24 protein-coding genes, 1 tRNA gene and 1 pseudogene are annotated in these 20,914 nt (G+C 43.2%); 12 read left to right on the top strand and 14 right to left on the bottom strand.

Translation table 11 applies throughout. The annotated features are described in order from the left end of the window. Positions 1–114: 114 nt before the first annotated feature. From ACO05V_RS06905 to dinB, 7 genes are all read right to left on the bottom strand, one after another. Positions 115–945, bottom strand: a complete 831-nt coding sequence (locus ACO05V_RS06905) for a mechanosensitive ion channel family protein (protein WP_421848849.1) — start codon at positions 943–945, stop codon at positions 115–117. A gap of 34 nt (positions 946–979) precedes the next feature. Further along, on the bottom strand, positions 980–1,231 hold the full coding sequence (locus ACO05V_RS06900; protein ID WP_421848846.1) for a hypothetical protein: 252 nt from the start codon (positions 1,229–1,231) through the stop codon (positions 980–982). Positions 1,232–1,350: 119 nt separating this feature from the next. Continuing rightward, on the bottom strand, positions 1,351–1,809 hold the full coding sequence (locus ACO05V_RS06895; RefSeq protein ID WP_421848843.1) for a DUF2489 domain-containing protein: 459 nt from the start codon (positions 1,807–1,809) through the stop codon (positions 1,351–1,353). Positions 1,810–1,954: 145 nt separating this feature from the next. Then, on the bottom strand, positions 1,955–2,653 hold the full coding sequence (locus ACO05V_RS06890; RefSeq protein ID WP_421848840.1) for an inositol monophosphatase family protein: 699 nt from the start codon (positions 2,651–2,653) through the stop codon (positions 1,955–1,957). Between the two features lie 40 nt (positions 2,654–2,693). After that, positions 2,694–3,362: an alpha/beta hydrolase gene (locus ACO05V_RS06885; protein ID WP_421848837.1), complete on the bottom strand. Its 669-nt coding sequence runs from the start codon at positions 3,360–3,362 to the stop codon at positions 2,694–2,696. Between the two features lie 119 nt (positions 3,363–3,481). Next, positions 3,482–4,462, bottom strand: coding sequence for a hypothetical protein (locus ACO05V_RS06880; protein WP_421848834.1), 981 nt, complete (start codon positions 4,460–4,462; stop codon positions 3,482–3,484). Between the two features lie 70 nt (positions 4,463–4,532). Continuing rightward, the gene (dinB, locus tag ACO05V_RS06875) at positions 4,533–5,594 is read right to left on the bottom strand and encodes a DNA polymerase IV (protein WP_421848831.1); all 1,062 of its coding nucleotides are present in this window, start codon (positions 5,592–5,594) and stop codon (positions 4,533–4,535) included. Positions 5,595–5,986: 392 nt separating this feature from the next. Here dinB and ACO05V_RS06870 point away from each other — a divergent pair, with 392 nt between their 5' ends. The 7 genes from ACO05V_RS06870 to ACO05V_RS06840 all read left to right on the top strand — a co-directional run bounded on the left by ACO05V_RS06870 (position 5,987) and on the right by ACO05V_RS06840 (position 9,844). Further along, positions 5,987–6,616 (top strand): LPP20 family lipoprotein, encoded by a 630-nt coding sequence (locus ACO05V_RS06870; RefSeq protein WP_421848829.1) that lies wholly within the window; start codon positions 5,987–5,989, stop codon positions 6,614–6,616. Positions 6,617–6,619: 3 nt separating this feature from the next. Further along, positions 6,620–7,813 carry a flagellar assembly protein T N-terminal domain-containing protein gene (locus ACO05V_RS06865; protein ID WP_421848827.1) on the top strand — a complete coding sequence of 398 codons (1,194 nt, stop codon included), beginning with the start codon at positions 6,620–6,622 and terminating at the stop codon, positions 7,811–7,813. 59 nt (positions 7,814–7,872) lie between these two features. Further along, positions 7,873–8,103: a cell division protein ZapB gene (locus tag ACO05V_RS06860; RefSeq protein WP_421848825.1), complete on the top strand. Its 231-nt coding sequence runs from the start codon at positions 7,873–7,875 to the stop codon at positions 8,101–8,103. Further along, entirely contained in the window at positions 8,100–8,573 is a 474-nt protein-coding gene (locus ACO05V_RS06855) for a hypothetical protein (protein WP_421848822.1), read from the top strand. The genes ACO05V_RS06860 and ACO05V_RS06855 overlap by 4 nt, the downstream gene beginning before the upstream one ends. Positions 8,574–8,578: 5 nt before the next feature. Beyond that, a complete protein-coding gene (locus ACO05V_RS06850; RefSeq protein WP_421848819.1) occupies positions 8,579–8,746 on the top strand; it encodes a hypothetical protein in 168 nt (55 codons plus the stop codon). Positions 8,747–8,758: 12 nt separating this feature from the next. Then, positions 8,759–9,709 (top strand): ProQ/FINO family protein, encoded by a 951-nt coding sequence (locus ACO05V_RS06845; RefSeq protein ID WP_421848816.1) that lies wholly within the window; start codon positions 8,759–8,761, stop codon positions 9,707–9,709. A gap of 51 nt (positions 9,710–9,760) precedes the next feature. Further along, a tRNA-Tyr gene (locus tag ACO05V_RS06840) sits at positions 9,761–9,844 on the top strand. Positions 9,845–10,716: 872 nt separating this feature from the next. Here the strand turns inward: ACO05V_RS06840 and ACO05V_RS06835 are convergent. The 4 genes and pseudogenes from ACO05V_RS06835 to ACO05V_RS06820 form a co-directional block, all read right to left on the bottom strand. Further along, a pseudogene (locus ACO05V_RS06835) lies at positions 10,717–10,985 on the bottom strand (hypothetical protein); the annotation flags it as partial. A 243-nt stretch (positions 10,986–11,228) separates the two neighbouring features. Next, the gene (locus ACO05V_RS06830) at positions 11,229–12,002 is read right to left on the bottom strand and encodes a DUF2076 domain-containing protein (protein WP_421848813.1); all 774 of its coding nucleotides are present in this window, start codon (positions 12,000–12,002) and stop codon (positions 11,229–11,231) included. Positions 12,003–12,258: 256 nt separating this feature from the next. Then, on the bottom strand, positions 12,259–12,606 hold the full coding sequence (locus ACO05V_RS06825; protein ID WP_421848810.1) for a DUF6172 family protein: 348 nt from the start codon (positions 12,604–12,606) through the stop codon (positions 12,259–12,261). A gap of 162 nt (positions 12,607–12,768) precedes the next feature. Beyond that, positions 12,769–13,842: a zinc-binding metallopeptidase family protein gene (locus ACO05V_RS06820; protein ID WP_421848807.1), complete on the bottom strand. Its 1,074-nt coding sequence runs from the start codon at positions 13,840–13,842 to the stop codon at positions 12,769–12,771. A 190-nt stretch (positions 13,843–14,032) separates the two neighbouring features. Between ACO05V_RS06820 and ACO05V_RS06815 the strand changes: the two genes are divergently transcribed. The 4 genes from ACO05V_RS06815 (at position 14,033) to ACO05V_RS06800 (ending at position 17,836) form a co-directional block, all read left to right on the top strand. After that, a complete protein-coding gene (locus tag ACO05V_RS06815; protein ID WP_421848803.1) occupies positions 14,033–15,049 on the top strand; it encodes a LacI family DNA-binding transcriptional regulator in 1,017 nt (338 codons plus the stop codon). A 136-nt stretch (positions 15,050–15,185) separates the two neighbouring features. Further along, on the top strand, positions 15,186–16,145 hold the full coding sequence (locus tag ACO05V_RS06810; protein ID WP_421848800.1) for a sugar kinase: 960 nt from the start codon (positions 15,186–15,188) through the stop codon (positions 16,143–16,145). Position 16,146: 1 nt separating this feature from the next. Continuing rightward, on the top strand, positions 16,147–17,124 hold the full coding sequence (locus ACO05V_RS06805; protein WP_421848797.1) for a 2-hydroxyacid dehydrogenase: 978 nt from the start codon (positions 16,147–16,149) through the stop codon (positions 17,122–17,124). Positions 17,125–17,260: 136 nt separating this feature from the next. Further along, the gene (locus tag ACO05V_RS06800; RefSeq protein WP_421848794.1) at positions 17,261–17,836 is read left to right on the top strand and encodes a DoxX family protein; all 576 of its coding nucleotides are present in this window, start codon (positions 17,261–17,263) and stop codon (positions 17,834–17,836) included. Positions 17,837–17,920: 84 nt separating this feature from the next. On the opposite strand, the gene ACO05V_RS06795 is transcribed toward ACO05V_RS06800, so the two are convergent. Together ACO05V_RS06795 and ACO05V_RS06790 are read right to left on the bottom strand one after the other, a co-directional pair. Next, entirely contained in the window at positions 17,921–18,163 is a 243-nt protein-coding gene (locus tag ACO05V_RS06795) for a hypothetical protein (protein WP_421848791.1), read from the bottom strand. Positions 18,164–18,248: 85 nt separating this feature from the next. Beyond that, positions 18,249–19,163: a LysR family transcriptional regulator gene (locus ACO05V_RS06790; RefSeq protein ID WP_421848787.1), complete on the bottom strand. Its 915-nt coding sequence runs from the start codon at positions 19,161–19,163 to the stop codon at positions 18,249–18,251. Between the two features lie 114 nt (positions 19,164–19,277). Between ACO05V_RS06790 and ACO05V_RS06785 the strand changes: the two genes are divergently transcribed. Continuing rightward, positions 19,278–20,426, top strand: coding sequence for an alpha-hydroxy acid oxidase (locus tag ACO05V_RS06785; protein ID WP_421848784.1), 1,149 nt, complete (start codon positions 19,278–19,280; stop codon positions 20,424–20,426). An 84-nt stretch (positions 20,427–20,510) separates the two neighbouring features. Here ACO05V_RS06785 and ACO05V_RS06780 read toward each other — a convergent pair whose 3' ends face one another. Then, positions 20,511–20,771 carry a type II toxin-antitoxin system Phd/YefM family antitoxin gene (locus tag ACO05V_RS06780; RefSeq protein ID WP_421848781.1) on the bottom strand — a complete coding sequence of 87 codons (261 nt, stop codon included), beginning with the start codon at positions 20,769–20,771 and terminating at the stop codon, positions 20,511–20,513. Positions 20,772–20,914 lie beyond the last annotated feature (143 nt).

The raw sequence follows: 20,914 nt of genomic DNA, 5'->3' as shown, positions 1-20,914 counted from the left end.
AGCAGCCTTTTTTAATTATTAAAAAACGAAAGATAGTAAAAACAAAAATGCCGCCAACTATTATTTGGCGGCATTTCACATATTACAGCGACAAGAAGTTAAAGCTATGTAAGCTTACGACTCTTGCTTATGTACATGAACATCCATTTGAGGATATGGAATACCCACACCACGCTCATCAAAGGTGTATTTGATTTTTTCCAAAAGGTCCGCTCGCACCGTCCAGTAATCACCCGATGCTACCCAAGGACGCAAGAAGAAATTTACTGAGCTGTCAGCTAATTCAGAAACCGCAATCAAACAAGCTGGATCTTTCAAAATGCGTTCATCGGCATTCACAATCTCTTCCATGATTTGTTTTGCCAAGCGAATATCAGCATCGTAACTAATACCAATAACAAGGTCTAAACGACGAGTCGATTCGCGAGAAAAGTTGACAATAGAACCATTCATCACAGAAGAGTTTGGTACGATGATGACACGATTGTCTGGCGTTTTAAGATAAGTATGAAATAGTTCAATACGGTTAACCGTACCCATTTGGCCGCCAGCATCAATAAAATCACCAGAGCGGAATGGACGCAATATTATAATTAACACACCAGACGCAAAATTAGACAAGGAACCCTGTAATGCAAGACCGACAGCTAAGCCAGCAGCACCAAGGATAGCAATAAAGGACGTTGTCTCTACGCCTATTTGCCCCAATGCCATCAAAGCCACACCAGCAAACATCAAGGCATACAAGATGCTAGATGCAAAACCAGCAACTGCCTGATCAACGGAGGCTTTCAGCATTCGCTTTTCACACCATTGAGAAACTTTGGAAGCAATAAATTTACCTACAAAGAACACAACAAGACCAATGACCAAATTGATTACACTATCAACCAACCAAGGCATCAACTCAGCACCCTGATCAAACAACGCCTCTATTTCATTCATACTTAAACCTATGCTTTTCCGTTTTAAAATAAAATCAGACTAAATACTTTGATTTATGCTGCCACTCATCCAACAACAATTCCAGCTGAGAAACACCTTTTTTATTAAAAGTGATACAAGCCCGACCATTTACGAATTGCGTCCCCTTTACTCCAAACTCATCAATCAATAAACACCGCTCTCTTAGCTCATCAAGCGCATCGTCATCTCTAGCGGTCATACCGATAAAAGCATGCCACTCATATTCAGGTAGAACACCTTGAATTGCGTTTTGAAGCAAAGTCACACATTGATCTTGCGTCAACCTATAATAGGGTACTTTTGATTGATGACGAATAAAAAACAACACCAGTAAAACTAACAGTAAAAACAAAAAACAGATAGAAACTAGCAGCTGAAACAACATTATTTAAAGTCATAAGCCATTAACGAGGATCTAGCACGCTGCAAATGCTCAGCATGCTCCACTTCGTAGCTATCCATTTCGAGTCGAAACTTCATTTTCGCAGGCTTAGGCAAGTCACCCCATTGCTCATGAGTTGGAATATGCTGAGTTTTTTCAGTAATAATATAAAAAGCCGAAATATCTTCGTGCTCAGATAAATCTTCGCTCAATTGATCCAACAAATGCTTTATTCGAATGCTGGCCTCTATCCAATTTAGCTCTTCTGTCCCCACTGTTTTCAAAAGCACTCGAATACTATCAATCCTTTTTTGGCGCTCTTCAAGAAAACGATCTTCTCCAGCACGAATTTTCTCTTCTCGCGCTTTATTCAATTTTAGCTGATGACGAATAAACCAAAGAGAAACGGCAATCACACCGACACAACAGAGCAACACAATCATAAATGCAGTAAAAGACATAAAAAAACCCAATCAACCAAAAATAAACACGTTACAAATCAATATCAACAAGAGCCAAAATGTCGGCATATAATTGAGGCGTCGACACCAAAAGCCCCTCTCCATTAACCACCTCAGGCAAATTTGATGTATTAGATAAATAATATCACACCTTGGCTCCAGCCTCTTCCGCTATTAAAGCGCCTGCCGCCATATCCCAAGGCTTCACACTTTCAAAATAGGCATCCAAACGACCAGCAGCCACCCAGCATAAATCCAATGCTGCAGAACCATTACGACGAACATCTTGGCAATGGTGTAAAATACGCGATACTCTATCAATGATAGGCGCTAGTGCCGTTTTTTGATAAGGGAACCCAGTTGCAACCAGAGCATCTCTTAACTTTTGAGCACCTGAAACAGTTAAAAGTTTATCATTACAAAAGGCTCCCGAACCTTTCAGCGCCCAAAAACACTCTTCTAAAAACGGCGCATTTACCACGCCTAAAATTCGCTGATCACCAATATAAAGACCAATAGAAACCGCAACGTGATGATGGCCATGTGCGAAATTCACCGTACCGTCAATCGGATCAATTACCCAAACCGGAACCTCATCACCAATACCACTAAGATCTAGATGCGGCGAAGACTCTTCTGACAAAATACAGTGCGAAGGATAATGTTCAAGAATACGACTACAAATATACTGATCAACCGCTATATCAGTTGTAGTCACCAACTCATGATCCATTTTATAATCACGCACGAAGGTTGAATTCTTTCTTGATTCAACGATCATCTCGCCAGCCTTCATCGCTAGAGCTTTCGCAAATCCCAGCCATTCTTCATAGTTTTCAGACACAAAAGTTCCTTAAATAAAACGAGAAAACTTACAAAATCAGCTACGCCAATCGAGCATTTATCCAGTGAGAAATGTCCTGCACCTGCTCAGGACATACGGAATGAGGCATTTCATAAGATTGATAAGCGACAGAATAGCCCTTAGAAACCAAAAGATCCCGCGCTTGAGTCGCCAACACTGGCGCAACCACTGGATCTTGCGAACCATGATGAATAAGAATCGGAGTTCGCCCATTAGGACAATCGTCCGCTTCAGGCACATCGTCTCCATTAACCAAATAGGTTGATAGCTCAAGAATCCCCGCCAACACATGCTTAGTACGTAACGCTGTGTGGTATGCGATCACCCCACCCTGTGAAAAACCCGCCAAAATAATTCGGTCTGAAGCAATGCCTTTATCAATTTGATCTTGAATTAATTGCTCAACTTGCAGACATGATTCTTCGATATTTTCCATATCGACTTTACGCTCTAGCGTCATCTCATAGATATCATACCAAGCACGCATTTCCATACCGCCATTGACTGTAACAGGACGACGTGGAGCATGAGGAAAAACAAAACGTACTTTTAACGTAGGCAATAAAGACAAGGCAGGAACCAAAGACTCAAAATCATGACCATCTGATCCTAAACCATGCAACCAAATGATAGCAGCATCAGGCTGCTCGTTCGTTTCCACTAAAACAGAGGGCAATAATTTAGTCATTTTTAACACTCCAAAAAAATAGGCTATCGCAATTCGCTATAGCCTATCATATTGACGTTTCCCACTCGACAAGTAGAGCTCACTACTGTCTCTTATAAAGTGGCTTTTGACGTTGAAATTTAGTGCTCAACTGGAAAGCGCATTTCCATTACGTCTTGCTTTTCATTTAATTTCATTAACACATCTGCTTTATTTGGCATCACAGCCAACATATGCCGAGTTAATCGCTCGTAATATTGCATAAACTGCTTCAACTCTTCTGAAGACATAACCTTCAAATCGATGGTATCAAGTAGAACACCATGAATATCATGAAGGTGATTTTCCAAAACTCGTTCTTGTTTGTTGCGCCAGTGGTAGACAACATCGTAGTTTGGCGCCTGCATCCAAGCCATTAAATCAATTTGCGAAAATAACGCCTTATAATCGTCTTTTAAAAGTTGATTCACCTTATTACGCCACACTCCATCGCCATCCATTTCAGCTTCAAGCTTATTCAATGGCTGATCCATTCCTTCAACCATAGGTGGCGCACCCACACACCAACCTTCAAACAGAACAACATCAACTGGCCCCTGAACCTCTTGCCACAAATGCACCGCTTTTCGGTCATCAATCGACTTATCAAAACGAGGAAATTTCATCACTTCCCCATCTTTAAGATTTTTCAATCGTTCAAACAGTGAGAGAGCAAAACTAACATCATGCGTTCCAGGCACACCACGCACTGCAAACATTGGCGTAGTCTGATTGGAAAATTTCATACGATCTTGCCGAGTACTGTATAAATCATCCAAACTGATCACAATACAGTTTAAATCGAACCCTTTGCTTAATATGCGACTAATAACGGTGCAAAAGGTGGTCTTTCCACACCCTTGTGCGCCACCAACCCCGACAACCAAAGGCCCCTTTCCTGCATGGGCCTTTTGACTTAGCCAGCTAGAAAACGGTAGGTATAATCCATCCATTTGATCAATCAAAGAAGCATCAGCATACAAACAGCTCAATGTTTGCTCCACTTCAAACCGCAACCGATGCGACAAGGGATCAGGCATACTTAGTTTTGTATAATCAAACTTACTCTGCTGTTTCAACATAATGAGCACCTCCGAATTATTCATTCTTCAGTATAGTAAGAAGCCACAAAATTGATTGGAATTTACATTATTAAACAAAAGGCAAGTTCAATTGGTGAGGTTCAGGGGGAGATAAGCGATAACCCACACCGATTAAACGAACCGGACGGCGAGACCGAGAATACGCTTGCTGCAATAGTTGCGAAAACACATCATCTGACAACTTAGCCTTGATTGGCTGCTCTACCGTTGTTTGCTTAAAGTCGTCAAATTTCACCTTAAGATAATATTTACTGAGTTGAGATTCGAAGTTCCTTCCCGTCATCCGTTTTTTCAAATCGACCAGCAAAAGAGGTAAAACGGCCTGACACGCATTAAGATCAAGCAAATCTTTCGAAAAAGTATGCTCCACAGAAATGCTTTTTCTTTCCCGAGATACCGTCACAGGTCGCTCATCAATACCAAGGGCAAACTGCGACAAACGAAACGCCATGCTACCAAAGCTTTTCTGTAAAACTGAAAAGTCCAAAGCCTGCAGGTCAGAACACTTAAAAACCCCTAACGTCGCTAGTTTTTCTTGCGCCACACGACCGATTCCAGAAATAAACTTAACAGGAACATCAGAAACGAACTCAAACTGTTTTTCTGGTGTAACCACCGTTAAACCATCAGGCTTATCCCAATCACTTGCCACTTTTGCAATAAATTTATTTGTCGCTACACCAGCGGATACTGTAATACCAACTTCGTTCAATATTCGTAAGCGTATCTCTTCCGCTATGCGTGTCGCACTACCTTGAAAATCCGTTGAATCTGTTACATCGAGATACGCCTCATCTAATGATAACGGCTCAATAATATCGGTAAAATCACGAAAAATAGAATGCATTTGCTCTGAGGCAATTCGGTATTTATTCATATTCCCGGGGAGCACCAACAAGGCTGGACATAGCCGCTTTGCGACAGACGTCGGCATCGCAGAACGCACACCGAAAACACGAGCCGCATAGTTAGCGGTCGATAACACACTCCGACCACTTTCAGGGCCGCCAATTGCAATAGGGATATCGCGCAGACTTGGATCGTCGCGCATTTCTATCGCCGCGTAAAAACAATCAGCATCGATATGAATAATCTTACGATTCTGCAACATAACACCCAAAGAAATACTGTATAAAAAGACAGGTCAAAGCATCTCAAAAACAACGCCATCAATCCAATAAAAACTGTAAAGTCTCTTCTAGAAAAAACATATGAGACGTAAAATAACCGAGCAAATTCGAAAAAACGCACCAAAAGAACAGTTTTACTACCAAAAACGAAGAAAAAGCGCTTTTTTAAGCCCTCAAACATGGACGATATAGAGCAAAATGGTTTACATTTTGTCCATAAGATTAGGCATGTTGAAAAATAAAAGGATTTTTTAAACAAACTATTCATTTTTATACCTGCAGCGTTGAATCGCTAAATTGAATTCACATCATATAAAAATGTTTTCTCAATGCAGGATATCAAGGCAAAGACTTCCATAGAAAGGGCTACACCATGACACTATCGTTTCGAATTTTTTTAATTGCCTTAGGTGCAATAACCCTTGCTGGCTGCCAAAACCTCAACCAACAAAGCGCCACAAGCGAACCATGTACCACTGTTGCTCCTTGCAATGGAAATAAAGTAGGAGATAGCTCATCAAACGGGTACGTACAAAATGGCGCTTTAAATGCCAACAATTCTATTGCGGTCATCAAACAAGAACCAATTGTAGTAACTGCTACAGGTTATGCTGCAATGGTAACAAATAAGCGTTACACGAAATCTCAAGCACGCATAATGACTCTACGTAGCTCCATGCTAGATGCTTATCGAAACTTGTCAGAGCGTGTCTATGGCTTGAAAATTGACGGCTCCAGCTCATTAAGCAACATGGTTCTACAAAATGATGAATTAAGAACCTATGTTGATGCCTACCTTGTCGGTGCGAAAGTCGTTTCTCAACGTGAGCACGAAGATGGCACTTTCGAAACCGTTGTTGAAATGGCGCTACAAGAGAATTTTCGCCAATGTGTAAGTTCTAACAGTCCTCAAAACGATCCAAACTGCAAAATCCAGCCAGGCTATCGAGCGGTTAATGTCCAAAGTTCTACCCCAACAACTAACTTCTATAGCATTGAATAAATAATGTCTCTATTGATTCGATTACTCGCTTTTACGCTGAGCCTTTCCTTATGCTGTACTGCTTTCGCAAAAAGTGTCGATGCAAAAGGTGAAGCAATTATTTATGACAACGACATCGCAGATGCCCGTTACCGAGCGACTCAACAAGCAATTAAACAAGCGGTGCTTGAGTCTAGTTCTCGGGTTAATGTTAAAGACGAGCTTTATAATGGCGAATTAGAATCAAATCTGGAAATCCGCAGCTCTGGCCGGGTACAGCAAGCCCGAATTATTTCCGAAGAACAAAACGGAGACTTCCTGACAGTGATTGCACGTGTTGAGGTAACCCCAGATTCACAATGCAGCACAGGCCCAACAAGCTATTACAAAAAAACCGTCGGCGTAACAGGATTTGAACTACAAGTTCCTCAGCAAGCCAGACTCGGAGAGCTCAGCAACATATCCAGAGAGTTACCAAAAGATCTCGCTGACGAAATAAACAAACAAGGTTACTTAAGAGCCCTAACCGCTACCAACATAGCCATCTACCCAGATCTAATAAATGCACCTTCTTCCACAAACTATGACGGCTCTCTCACTAACGTCACACGCATAAGCGAACAGCTTGGTGTCCAGTATATTATTAGTGGCGTTATCAGAGATATTGGAGAACTATACTTAAGGCAGCCAGATAACAAGAACGCAAAAGACTTATTAGATGAAAATATCGATAAAGAAAGAAACTTTGTGGTCGATATCTATATTTATGATGGATTTAGCGGCGCCTTACTATTCGAACACAGATACAACGAAGTAGGTAACTGGGATGTGTCTGATCACTCAAGAATAGGCTTTGGTAGCGCAAAGTTCTGGACAGTGCATTACGGAAAAGTCGTTCAACAAGCCCTAAAAGAAAGCGCACTAGACACCAGTGAACAACTACGTTGCCAGCCATTTATAGCCAATATTTTTCGTACAGAAGGCAACAGAATACACATATCAGCTGGATCTTTAGCTGGAGTTAAACAAGGCGATAAATTCAATGTATATCGGCGCTACGAAGTATTCAACCAACTTCAATCCGCCCAAACTCAGCTGAATAATGCGAATATCAGTGTTACAATCAAGCAAGTTCAACCCAACTTCTCCGTTGGGGAACTTGTTGTTGATTCACACATACTAAATGTACAACAACAAGATGTTGTAATTGCTTGGTAATTTTTACAGAATGACGCCCGCACATTAACGGCGATTTTTATTTTTTTAGGACAGATCCAATGAATAACGAACTACTACACCACTTAGAACAACGCATCAACGAAGCCGTAGACGAAATTAACTCACTACGTAAGCGCATTTCAGAGTTAGAAATGCAAAACTATGAGCTAAGTGAAGAAAAAAGCGAAATTGAAAACACACTAAACCAAACAAAAGAACAGCAGTCTAATTGGGAGTCATCACTTTCCCAGATGCTGAATAGATTAAATCAAATGGACGATAAACAATGAAATCACTCCTACTTGCAGCTTTAGTCCTAGTTAGTGCTCATGCATCTGCTCAAGATCAAATTGCGAGTCTAGTAACCTTCGAATCGACAGCCGCTCGCCCAAATAGCGACACCGGGCATACCAACATAACATCTATACTCAACACAGAAATGGAATATACACTGCCGGAAAATATCTCCTTCCATGGTGGTTTTTCATTTGTACTCGGTGAGAAGTTCGAAAGCTCTGTCACTATAGGCTCTCGCTTTTACAGCGCCACTCCTGCATTTCAAATATTCCCAGGCATCCCAATGTGGTCTTTCATTGGGGGGGGCGTTTCATTCCTTGAGGATACGGTTTACTACCCTGAAGCAGGTTTTCGAATTGCCACATCAAATACATCACGCCTAGATGTATTTATTAAAATTTTAAACAGTAGCAACGACATCTATGACAAACACGTCATGATTGGTGCCGGACTTACTTTCTAAGAAAGATGAAACTATTACCTATTCTCGTCGCTAGTTTATTAATATCGACGACTTATGTTTGGTGGCAAAACGGCAACAACATCGCCGTCATCCTGCCAAATGAGGATCAGCGAAAAGAAATGATTGGCACAAGCAATACACCCAGTATTCCGCTGACTCCAATAAAAAATTGAGCCTTGTGTTTTATGGAACAACTTATTGCTAAACTCGAAGCAAGGATTAACTGGCTAACGCAGCAGCTAAAAAACGCCAACGAGGAAATACAAAATTTAAAGGAAAGGAACGACTCTTCCATTGAATACAGTGCTTCAATGGATCTATTGCAACACATGGCAGATCGCTCAACTGAAGATCAATTGCAGCTTTACATTGAAGACTCTCTTGATCTTTTAAATGACATATCTGCCCCGAAGCAAGCAATCAAATCAGACGCAGTTGAATATCAACTAAATTTTGACTTATTGCACGAGCATGCTGAAAGCAGCACCACAACCACGACAACAGAACAGATTGATTACATGACCACACAACAACCTGAGCTTAACGGCTTGCAAGAAGACGACAAACTAGTCGATACCGACATTAGCGTACAAGAAGCAAGCGACAGCACCATAGAGACAGCGACGTTGACGCCGGAACAAAGAAAGCGCCAAAAAAATCAGAAAAACAATCGCCGTCTAATAAAAATGCTTGAAGACCGTTACCCCAAAGCGTTTGACTGGAATCAGCCTAAGCCTCTAAAAGTCGGCATAGACAAAGACATGGTGCTGGACGATGACTTCAACGCCAGCAAGCAAAAACGCGCCCTAGCAGCTTACACACGTTCAGACAGATATAAGAAATGCTTATTATCAGGCCAGCCACGAATTGACCTAGAAGGCATTGCTGTAAACAACGAACCAGCTCTACCTGAATCTATGATTCCAACTAAAGCTAAAACAGCGACGACAAGCAGACCTGCAAAAGAAAGACCTGCCCAGCCAACTCGCAGCAACAAACCAAAGAACAGAACAAATTCAAAACCTAAGCAACCTAAACCTGCTCAAAGCGCCCCTAAACAAGAAGATATTTACGATAACCTATCTCCTGAAGAGCGTATGAAAGCAAAGTTAGAAAAACTACTAAATAAATCTTAAAAAACTGTTTACATCATAAAGCGCGATGTATACTATACGTCGCGCTGCTGTGGAGGGGTTCCCGAGTGGCCAAAGGGAGCAGATTGTAAATCTGCCACGAAAGTTTCGGTGGTTCGAATCCACCTCCCTCCACCATTAGCAGTTTCTATTTAAGATTCAATATCTTACATCCTGCAGTATAAAAATCGTCTTACAATATCCAGCTCGCCCATCCGTTTTACCACAGACAAAACACCACCTTATTAACAACTTTATCCACAAGACAATCACTCCCACACACACCTCCATCTTTACAATCCTCATAAAAATAGACACCCAAAATCAGCACAACAACCTCTTAATTAGCCACAACACACCCAAAGCCACCAATATTATCAGCCCTCAACTCAAGCCGCACCACAACAAACTCCCCCCAGAAACCGTCATACCAGCACAAGATATCAACGCAATAACCAGACTTATACACATAAAAAATCCGACAGTGCATCTAAATGTCGCTCTTGTTTTCGAAAGGGGCATCCAGCTCTTCGGTTTTGCCTTCGAACAGTAAAATATCGAGGTCATAATCAGAGGATCGGATGACGAGAGGAGATGCTCGACTTATCTTAAGGCTGTCGCTGTAGTGGCATAGCTCTGTGTCGTTGACGCAAGTTAACCGATAGTAGATTTTGAAATACCCCTCTTTATCGACTTCTACATAAGTGGAGGCTGAGTGCCTTATGAGCCAATCCCTTGCGCATGATTTGAATTTTTTCTTTTACCGATGTGGTTTCAATTGGCTCATCAATGTGAAAGAAACGATACATGGACTTTCCTGTCTCATCTTCACCTATGTAATTGCGCCAATCCCCCTGTATTCGGGTTAGATCACCAATATTTCTACCTACGCTAGCCGTTCGATCTTCTGTATCAATTAGGGTGATTTTATAACCCAAATGGGGAGGCTCTACCTATACAGAACGTTCATCATATGGCGAACCAGGGAAAGGTGTGGGGGAGGATTCACCTTAGCCATCGAAAAGCACGGTGACATCTCTAATTGAGCCGGGGGCTTTGACAACCCAGCCATTAGGATCTGCTCCCTCTTTGGGAGTGCAGTCGTTTGTTTTCAGAGAAGGTGAACAGCCCCTATCAAAAAAACTCGAATGCGACTTTTTTCTACCTCAACTTGCATGGTCCCCCAAATAGTTTCAAAGTTTTGATAATAGTTTTGCATTGTTCTTATTTTCTTTTCTGCTAGGTCACTGTCTATGTCGGCGGAAATTCGATAGTAGGATTAAAAAGTACTTTAAGCATAGGTCAATCTGCTATGCCGCTTAGAAGATATAAAAAAAACCGCCTGGTTAATAGTTGATACTCTCTTATCACTATTAGAGCTTAAATAAATTAAGGCTTTTCGTTTAGGTTCAAATTCGCTACGCGAAGAGAGGCATCTTGATTAATCAAAGATCAATAGCCTTTACACCGCGAGCGGCTAGAAATCAACCTCCGAGAGGTCAATATAATATATCAACAGCCACTAAATAAAATCATCGCTACCAAAATCGTCAAAACCTCCCTGATCAAAGGCACCTTGATCCACTCCACCAGCATCAATATCACTTTGATCCATATTGGCTTGATCAAAACCCGCCTGACCAAAGCCACGATTAGGATCTAAACTCTCACCGGATTGATCAAAGCCTGTCTGACCAAAACCGCTTTGGTCTGCCTCTGTCGCTGCTCCAAGATCAGAAGCAGCTGGCGTTTCATTGATAATATCGACCATTTCAGTTTGTGAATGATGGCTAAACATGTTCATTAACATATTGCCAACGACCATGCCTCCAGCCACACCAGCGGCGGTTTGCAAGGCACCACCTAAAAAACTACCAGCACCAGAGCGACCTCGACCAACACTTTGCGATTGACTGTCAGCCTGATTCCTTGCCTGTTGATTACTTGATTGACCAAAGCTTTTTTGAGAACCATTGCTTCTCCCCCAACCTGAACCTTGCTGAGCGGAATCTTGGGAAGAAGTCTGCTCGCCACCAAATAGCCCAGACAAGAAACCGCCAGAACTAGGCTTTTCCGACGCTCCGCGCTCTAACTCTTCAACCCGAGCATTTAACTGCTTTAACGCAGCTTCTTGCATGATAATCGTTTGCGCCATGTAATAAGGCGCAGCTGGATTCGCAACAAGGTGTTTGTTAATCTGCGCTTCTGCTTCTTTGTCTCGCTCACCTGTGTTTTTCTCAGCAATATTAATACGCTCAAACAAACTATCAATTAAACCGTTTGCGTCGTTACTCATGCTCTTGTCTCCAACGAAATAATAGTCTGCAGGCAAATGAAAAAAAAGGGGCCTGCGATCTCTTAATGATAAGGCCACAGAAAACGCGAACAAGTGATTAAAGAGTCAGGAAAAAGGAAACAAGATCTTGAAATGAGTTAAGATTTTTACTTAGTTGCGAACAATAAACAAAGCACTAGGCTGAAAACAAAAACGCCAGATCAAAGTGTCTTGATCTGGCGTTTTTTAGTGTCTGCAATCTAGTCGCGAGCTTAGCTTATAGCTCATCGTCGTGCTCTTCGCTTTCTAGATCTTCATTTTCGTCTTGCTCGTCAGCATTATCACGTTTTGTACGTTGTGCTGGCGTGGCTAGAATTTCAAGATAGAACTCAGTCCATTCTTGGCTTTCAGCAAAGCTGATTTTTTCATTGATTTGAGCAACATGAATCTCTTCAGCCAAGGCTTCGGTTTGACCAAAGCGACAATCAAATCCCCAAAAGTCAGCGTATTCTGGCAATTTTTTATTGCGCTCTCTTTTTAGATATTTTTTAACTTCGTTTTTCGTTGCTTCGATTAGGCGTGGGTATTTGATGGTTGGGTGAGATAACTTAAAGGTCTTTTTCATTGGGATCCTAAAGGATTAAAGATCAGGAGCTGAGGTTATCATGCTCCCATTGCAGAGCATGATAACGGATCGCCTTATTTGTCGCCATGAATTAGTCGTTAAAATACACAGCTGCTGGCAATCCACCAGCCACATATCAGACAGTTTTACTTTAATTACTCGTTATTCAGCTTGATAAGCCATCAATAAACGATGAATAAAAGCCAGCTTATCCCGCACTGCTGGAACCAAAACAAAAGGATATAAATCCGGTTGCCCCATGCCACGATTCAAATTGTTCACAGCAAAGGTTAACGGCACATATTGCGCGAGAATCTCGTCAAAATTATCGTGTCGATAAGGGTCGATGTTCACCATCACTGCAAGGTTTTGTCGATTTGAACCAACGGGTTGAAGACTCAAACCAAGATCACTGGCCATTTCCAAGGTATCGACAATATGCAGATAATGCGCCCATGTTTCTGCCCAGTCTTCCCAAGCATGTGAAGACGCATATACACTCACGAAAGACTGCTGCCAATCTGGGTTTGGCGTTTTGTAATGAGCCTCTAACGCATCGGCGTAACTGGCACGATCATCGCCAAAAAGAGCCCTAAAATCGGCTAAAACCTGTTCATCATCAAAAACCAGCTGATCCCAATAATAATGACCAATTTCATGGCGAAAATGACCTATAACGGTTCGATAAGACTCTTTCATGTCTTCGCGCATTTGCTCACGGTCGACCGAATTGCCCTCAGCAGCGTTAATAGTTACCTGTCCAGAAGCATGGCCTGTCATGGCGCTCACATCTTCTGGCACCACATTATTTTCAGAAATAAAATCAAAGGATAAACCGTCTTCTGGCTCTGTTTTTTTACTCACTAAAGGCAAGCCAAGGCGTAACAAAGAATACACCAAACGATGCTTAGCAAACTCCAATTGTTGCCACGCCTGACGTTCTTCTATTTTCTCTAAATTCGGAATATGACGGTTCAATTCACAGGCCATACAAAACGTACTGCCACCCTCTTCTACCAACCAGTTACAGACTTGATGCTGATGGTTCTCACAGTAATACCAGCGTTTTGCAGGGATGGATTTATCGGCCATCGCGTACCAAGCATTATCAATCGACTTTAACGCGCTAATCACCAACTGATCAGGCAAAAAACCCAACGACGACGAACATTGCTCACAGTGGGTGTTCTCAAATAACACCGTCTGTCCACATTGCTGGCAGCTGAAAATTTTCATAAAACTCCTGCTATCAAAAAGATATGCCTGTGAATGTAAAAAAGTAAAAGACAGAGAAAAATCGAATATTTGATCGACTCAACACAATTGCACCTTGCTAGGATCATAGTTTACAGTACGGAAAAACGCCTACCTCTTTATTTGCGCGTATGGATGTTCTTTCCGTTAATCTAGCCATTGAGACAACACATTGCTGAAGAAAAATAACAAAAGCTTCACCACCATTTCAGATGTGGCAAAATACGCCAAAGTGGGTAAGACCAGTGTTTCACGTTACCTTAACGGGGAACAAGACAAATTATCAGAAGAGTTGCGAGAAAAAATCGCGCAAGCCATTGCTCATCTTGATTTTCGTCCTAACCATTCGGCTCGCATGCTCAGAGCTGGACACTCAAAACTGATCGGATTATTACTCGCGGATGTGACCAACCCTTATTCTATCGATGTGTTACAAGGAATAGAGCACGTTTGTCGCCGTGAAGGCTACATGCTGATGGTATGTAATACAGATAATGAAAAAGAGCTGCAAGATCGCTATTTATCCTTGCTCGAAGCCCACCGAGTCGATGGCATCATCGTCAACACGGCTGGCATGGCACAAAAACAAGTCAGCAACTTAAAGCGCATTTCCTGTCCTTTGGTATTGGTTGATAGGATCAATACTTCCCTCGGCTTCGATACGATCGGACTCGACAACGAAGCCGCAGCAAAAGAGGCTTGCGAACACCTACAAGCCCAAACTTATGAATCTATTTTAGTGGTTACCGAATCTATCGCAATTGATCCTCGCCAAGCAAGGGTCGACGCCATTCAAGCTTTCGCCAAAGAAAACGACAACATAACCTGCGATGTCATTGAAATCGAAAAGATGAGCGTCAGCTTATTAGTCAAGGTCATTACAGACTTCATCGCCGCTCACCCAAATCGCAAAAAAGCCATATTCACTACCAATGGTGTCGCCATGATGAGTACAGCGAAAGCCTTGAAGCAGCTAGACATTCGCATCGGCACGCAAATTGGTTTAATCAGCATAGACGATCCTGAATGGGCGCAACTGTTCGAAGGCGGCATAACTGTCATGCGCCAACCCACTCAACTCATAGGCCAAACGGCTTGCGAGCGATTGCTTGCTCGAGTCCAAGGCAACAACGAGCCACCTCAGCACATCAAGCTCAAAGCTGAACTCGTTATTCGTCACTCAACCTAATTCAGACTGAACAAAAAAACACCACAAAATCATTGAAAAGCGATTGACAAACCCTATCTATGGAACCGATTCCATGATACTTTCATCGAATACTATTTGACCTCCATAAACACAAAAAACCTCAGGGGCAATCTACATGCAAAACAATCAAACACACTCTTTTGTCACTCTTGGTGAAGCCATGGCCATGTTTGTGGCCAACACACCTGGCCAACTTGCTGACATAGAAGAATTCCATCGCTCTTTAGCTGGGGCGGAAGTTAACGTTGCTATTGGTATGGCACGTTTAGGTTTTGAAGCCAGCTACATTAGCAAAGTCGGTAAAGACAGTTTTGGTCAATTTATTCGCCAAGCGATCAGCAAAGAAAACATTCGTACGGACTGGATTTCTGAAAGCGCCAATCACGCCACTGGCTTTATGCTGAAATCCAATGTCACCGATGGCAGCGATCCTAAGGTCGAGTACTTCCGTCGCAACTCTGCGGCTTCAACATTGAGCACGACAGATATCGACAATACCTTATTCAAAGCGGGCGCACATTTGCATCTTACTGGCATCTCTGCAGCCGTATCAGTATCGATGCGAGACGCAGCGAAACACGCGTTAGAACTCGCCAAAAAACAAGGCTGCAGCGTTTCATTTGATACCAACTTGCGCCCTTCCCTATGGCCTGATCAAGCGACCATGGTCGCCACTATTAATGAGTTTGCCTTTGCCAGTGACATCGTTCTACCAGGCATAGAAGAAGGCAAAATCCTCGCGGGTAGCGACCAACCTGAAGTGATTGCAGACTTTTATCTCCAGCATGGCGTCAAAACGGTTATCGTCAAACTCGGTAGCAAAGGCGCATACTTTAAAACCAGTAATGGTGAATCTGGCACCGTCGCTGGCTTTCCTGTAGCAAAAGTGGTCGATACGGTTGGTGCGGGAGATAGCTTTGCCGTTGGCGTGATATCTGCGTTGCTTGAAGGAAAAGCAATGGAACAAGCCGCTCGCCGGGGCAATCTGCTAGGCTCTTTAACTGTGCAAGTTCGTGGCGACAGCGAAGGCTTGCCAACTAGAGCCATACTAAGACAGTTAGAACAGGAGTCATAAAATGAAGAAAAAAGTCATTTTATACCGAGACATTCCAGCAGCAGAGCGCCAGCGACTCGATGATCAATTTAATGTCATCTTCTTTAATGGCATCAATGAAGATAACAAAGCTGCTTTTATCGCCGCTCTTGCTGACGCGGAAGGCTTAATTGGCACCAGCACCAAAATGAGCTCAGAGCTATTGAGCCTTGCACCCAAGCTAAAAGCCGCATCAACAATTTCCGTCGGCACAGATCTTTATGATTTAAATTATCTCACCGAACGTGGCATTCCCTTAATGCATACACCAGGCGTACTAAACGAAACTACCGCCGACACCATGTTTACTCTAATAATGTGCACAGCTAGACGCGCTGTTGAACTATCGAACATGGTGCGAGAAGGTCGCTGGACTAGTAACATAGGCGAAGCACTTTACGGTACCGATGTGCACGGTAAAACCCTTGGCATTATTGGTATGGGCCGCATTGGTTATGCCATTGCCAAACGCGGACATTTTGGTTTTGATATGAAGATTCAGTACAGCAACCGAAGCCGCAAACTAGACGCCGAACAAGACTTAAATGCCACCTATATGGAGATGGAAGAACTGCTGAAAACATCCGACTTCGTCTGTGTGATGACGCCGCTAACCGCGGAAACCGAACGTTTGATTGGTGCAAAAGAATTCGCCATGATGAAGAAAAGCGCCATTTTCATTAATGGTTCCCGTGGCAAAGTGATTGACGAAGCGGCTCTTGTCGACGCCTTAAACAATGGCACTATTCGCGCGGCGGGTTTAGACGTCTTTGAAGTCGAGCCACTACCTGGTGACTCACCGCTTTGTAAACTCGACAATGCAGTCTTGTTTCCGCACATCGGCTCAGCAACGGCAGAAACACGCCTTGCTATGATTACTTGTGCAGTCGACAATTTAATCAACGCTCTCAATGGTGATATCTCGCAGAACTGCGCCAATCAACATTTGTTAAGTAGATAGCCTTTTGGCTATCTACAGCCCCATACCTACTCTATTTCTCCTTCTAAGAACAATAACTTGACCCAAGTCAGCAGCCATAAAAATGACTAATGCTACTCTTTCACTTATGGAAACCACTATAGTCGAGGGGGATAAAATGTCTAACTTACCGGTATTTAAAAACGAAAAAGATCATCTTTATTTGCCATTTATGAGCAGCTTCTATAATGCCTTCGCTCAACCATTTGGCTGGGCGCTGTTCCGCATTATTATCGGCGGCATGCTGGTTGTGGAAGGCTGGCCAAAAATCATTGCTCCTTTTGCTCAAGTGGGCTTTGTGGAAAACCTAGGCTTTTATCCCGGTTGGCTTTGGTCACCCATGTTAGCTGGCATGCAGTTCTTTGGTGGTATGTTCATTGCCGTGGGATTAATCACCCGACCAATCGCAATCGCGAACGCGGTTATGTTGGCCATTACGTTATGGTTCCATGCTGCTCACCCTTATGGCGACGCTTTATTAACTCAAGCTGGTATAGACGCACTAAACGCTGGAAGTGACTTCTTCACACAAAATGGTATAAAACGTTTGGCTGATGGCGGTGGCGCGTTTCTTTCTTCTGTACAACTAAAAGCAGAACTGGCTTCTATCTTCTGGACTGCTGGCGCATTGTTAATTGCAGCGTTCGGCGGGGCTCATTTCTCGCTAGACCGCCTACTTAAAAAACAATTCTAAAGCTGTACGACAACTATAAAAAAGGAGCCTATTTCAACTTGGCTCCCTTTTATACAATACATTTTTCCCGCCACAAAACCCACATTATAAAACCGAACGAAATCGAGAAAAACGCGCAGCATCAATGATAGACCAGAGATGAAATACCGCTCCAATCAACCACATGAAAAATAAAATAACGGTCGCGCCCAAGGCATAACTCACAGCAGTTGCCACAAAAAAGAACAATGCCATAAAGATTCGGCCTTGGACCAATTGACCTAATCCAGGAATAAAAACATTACAAAGTGCAGCAATTACATTGCCGCCTGAACCTTGACCAGACATAAGCGCTCCCATCATAAAACCACTAAAAAATTAAGAATAAGGACAAAACAGATAAATGGAAAGCAACTTCCATCACCTGCTATTACTAGAAATACGCTTTCTTATCCTGATAGGCTTGTTTGACGTGCTCTATCAATAGCCTCAACTTTTCAGGCAGGTATTTAGTAAACGGATAAATGGCGTAAACCCCCAGTCGGCGCGGTTGATAATCCGTCAAGATGACGATGAGCTTACCTTGCAGCAAATCTTCATACACACAACAGCGCGGCACATAAACAATGCCGAAGCCTGCCAAAGCGGCTTTGCGTAAAGCTTGGGCGTTATTCGTGGCAAAGCTACCGCTGATACGTACGCTTTCCTCCACTGTTTTTTTGCCAACACCTTGCTTGGTAAAACGCCAATCAAAGGACCCTTGGGCTTGGTAGGTATAAGCCAAACAATTATGGTCCTTCAAGGATTCTAAATTGGTAACTTCACCATATCGCTCGATATAACTTGGCGAGCAACACACCACCCAATTTGATTGAATCAAAGGCTTGGCAATTAGGCTTGAATCTTCCAACTTGCCCGTGCGAATCGCCAGATCCAGCCCTTCTCCGACAAGATCGACAAAATCATTTTCAAGACGCATATCCACGTTGATATTGGGGTATTTCTGACAAAACTCCGCTACGGCTTCGGCCAATAGCAACTCGCCAGATATCGTCGGCACGGACATTTTTATTGTGCCCGTTACCCCTTGGCTAAACGCCGACACCGAAGCAATGGCATCGCTCACTTGGCCTTCAATATTTTTGGCGTGAACGTATAAGCTCTCCCCCGCTTCGGTCAGACTGAGTCGTCTCGTAGTACGATGAATTAGCTGCGCACCTAGGTCTTGTTCCAGCTTGCTGATGCGTTTGCTCAACGCTGGCGTCGATAGACCCGCTTGCTGCGCTGCTTTATTAAACGAACCCGCATCGGCAACGTTCACGAAAAGCGTTAAATCGGCTGCGTTCAATGTCGTGCCCCTTTTTTATTAAGACGTTTTAAGAAAGAGTTTATTAGTTTATGTCGTATTTATTATAAATAGAACACAGTCTATAGTTAATAAAAAATAAAAGGAGCTGAATCCATGCGTCTCAAAGACTGCCATAACTTCCAAGACTTTCGCACCCTAGCCAAGAAACGCCTACCAAGCCCGATCTTCAATTACATTGATGGTGGTGCCGACGACGAGACAACTTACCGCCGCAACACGGCCGCATTTGAAACTTGTGACCTAGTGCCCAGCGTCCTGACTGGCGTAAAAGACGTAGATTTGTCCGTTACCGTCATGGGACAAAAACTCGCCCTGCCAATCTACTGTTCGCCGACTGCCTTACAACGATTATTTCATCACGACGGTGAAAGAGCTGTTGCCAATGCCGCCGAAAAGTACGGCACCATGTTTGGCGTGTCGTCCCTTGGAACGGTGAGCATGGAAGAAATTGCCAAGCAAACCACCACACCTCAGGTCTATCAATTTTACTTTCATAAAGACCGCGAACTGAATCGCGCCATGATGCAACGAGCCAAAGATGCAGGCGTGCAAGTCATGATGTTAACGGTCGATTCCATTACTGGCGGCAACCGAGAACGCGACCTTCGCACAGGATTCGCCATTCCTTTTAAATTAAACCTAAAAGGCATGCTGCAATTTGTTCTCAAACCCATGTGGGGCATTAACTATGTGACCCACGAAAAATTTCGTCTGCCGCAGCTTGAAGAGCACGTCGACATGGGGTCTGGCGCCACCTCCATTGGCGACTATTTTACCAACATGCTCGACCCATCGATGAACTGGGACGACGTGGCGGAAATGGTGAAATTCTGGGACGGACAGTTCTGTTTAAAAGGCATCATGAGCCGAGAAGACGCCCGCAAAGCGGTGGAAATCGGCTGCACTGGCGTGGTCATTTCCAACCATGGTGGTCGCCAACTTGATGGCTCCCGCAGCTCTTTCGATCAACTAGCGGAAATCGTTGATGAAGTGGGCGACGAAATAGATGTGATTTTTGACAGTGGCGTACAGCGCGGCACTCACGTGCTCAAAGCCTTATCCCTCGGCGCCAAAGCCGTCGGCATCGGCCGCATGTACTTATACCCACTCGCCGCCGCTGGACAACCTGGCGTAGAACGCGCACTAGGGCTCATGAAAGCCGAACTCGAACGCGATATGAAACTCATGGGCAAAACATCAATTGATCAACTAACAAAAGAGAACTTGCGGTTTAGGTCTTAGCTTTCCGTTTTAAAAAGAGCAGTCTCCTCCCCTTATGTCTTCCAAGGGGAGGGTTAGGGAGGAGTCAATTTGTACTGATAACACCTAAATCCCTAAACTTTTCTTCGCGCCCTCAAGTGAAACCGTATTACCATCACGAGCTTCTTCCAAACCTTGATAGACAGCACGAAGAAAACCAAGTTCTTCTGCGGCTTTTTCATACTCTTCTAAGCTCTGAACAACGGCAACACCACGACCTCGGCTTGTTAACAAGATAGGCCTGTGTGTTTCTTGCGTCCTGCTAACCACTTTCCCAGGATTTATCTTGAGATCTGAAAGAGGCACCACATCTTCGGAAAATTTCATTTGCATCACCACATATTTAAAATAAACAGTTTTTTAGCACCAGTTAAAAGGTGCTGTCAGCAGTACTAAATTTCAGTCTATTTATTAGAGCAAATTCAACTAATTCATAGCTCATTACCTATCAACTTAAGTAGTATAATTTT

It is taken from the genome of Marinomonas sp., from assembly GCF_965225885.1.
Classification (GTDB): domain Bacteria; phylum Pseudomonadota; class Gammaproteobacteria; order Pseudomonadales; family Marinomonadaceae; genus Marinomonas.
The sequence above is the reverse complement of the archived record's forward strand: the minus strand, read 5'-3'. Positions and strand labels throughout refer to the sequence as shown.

Coding starts and splice junctions, on each gene's coding strand:
- ACO05V_RS06905 (WP_421848849.1), bottom strand. CDS start 945: ATGAATGAAATAGAGGCGTTGTTTGATCAGGGTGCTGAGTTGATGCCT.
- ACO05V_RS06895 (WP_421848843.1), bottom strand. CDS start 1,809: ATGTCTTTTACTGCATTTATGATTGTGTTGCTCTGTTGTGTCGGTGTG.
- ACO05V_RS06885 (WP_421848837.1), bottom strand. CDS start 3,362: ATGACTAAATTATTGCCCTCTGTTTTAGTGGAAACGAACGAGCAGCCT.
- ACO05V_RS06880 (WP_421848834.1), bottom strand. CDS start 4,462: ATGTTGAAACAGCAGAGTAAGTTTGATTATACAAAACTAAGTATGCCT.
- dinB (WP_421848831.1), bottom strand. CDS start 5,594: ATGTTGCAGAATCGTAAGATTATTCATATCGATGCTGATTGTTTTTAC.
- ACO05V_RS06870 (WP_421848829.1), top strand. CDS start 5,987: ATGACACTATCGTTTCGAATTTTTTTAATTGCCTTAGGTGCAATAACC.
- ACO05V_RS06865 (WP_421848827.1), top strand. CDS start 6,620: ATGTCTCTATTGATTCGATTACTCGCTTTTACGCTGAGCCTTTCCTTA.
- ACO05V_RS06860 (WP_421848825.1), top strand. CDS start 7,873: ATGAATAACGAACTACTACACCACTTAGAACAACGCATCAACGAAGCC.
- ACO05V_RS06855 (WP_421848822.1), top strand. CDS start 8,100: ATGAAATCACTCCTACTTGCAGCTTTAGTCCTAGTTAGTGCTCATGCA.
- ACO05V_RS06850 (WP_421848819.1), top strand. CDS start 8,579: ATGAAACTATTACCTATTCTCGTCGCTAGTTTATTAATATCGACGACT.
- ACO05V_RS06845 (WP_421848816.1), top strand. CDS start 8,759: ATGGAACAACTTATTGCTAAACTCGAAGCAAGGATTAACTGGCTAACG.
- ACO05V_RS06830 (WP_421848813.1), bottom strand. CDS start 12,002: ATGAGTAACGACGCAAACGGTTTAATTGATAGTTTGTTTGAGCGTATT.
- ACO05V_RS06825 (WP_421848810.1), bottom strand. CDS start 12,606: ATGAAAAAGACCTTTAAGTTATCTCACCCAACCATCAAATACCCACGC.
- ACO05V_RS06820 (WP_421848807.1), bottom strand. CDS start 13,842: ATGAAAATTTTCAGCTGCCAGCAATGTGGACAGACGGTGTTATTTGAG.
- ACO05V_RS06810 (WP_421848800.1), top strand. CDS start 15,186: ATGCAAAACAATCAAACACACTCTTTTGTCACTCTTGGTGAAGCCATG.
- ACO05V_RS06805 (WP_421848797.1), top strand. CDS start 16,147: ATGAAGAAAAAAGTCATTTTATACCGAGACATTCCAGCAGCAGAGCGC.
- ACO05V_RS06800 (WP_421848794.1), top strand. CDS start 17,261: ATGTCTAACTTACCGGTATTTAAAAACGAAAAAGATCATCTTTATTTG.
- ACO05V_RS06795 (WP_421848791.1), bottom strand. CDS start 18,163: ATGTCTGGTCAAGGTTCAGGCGGCAATGTAATTGCTGCACTTTGTAAT.
- ACO05V_RS06785 (WP_421848784.1), top strand. CDS start 19,278: ATGCGTCTCAAAGACTGCCATAACTTCCAAGACTTTCGCACCCTAGCC.
- ACO05V_RS06780 (WP_421848781.1), bottom strand. CDS start 20,771: ATGAAATTTTCCGAAGATGTGGTGCCTCTTTCAGATCTCAAGATAAAT.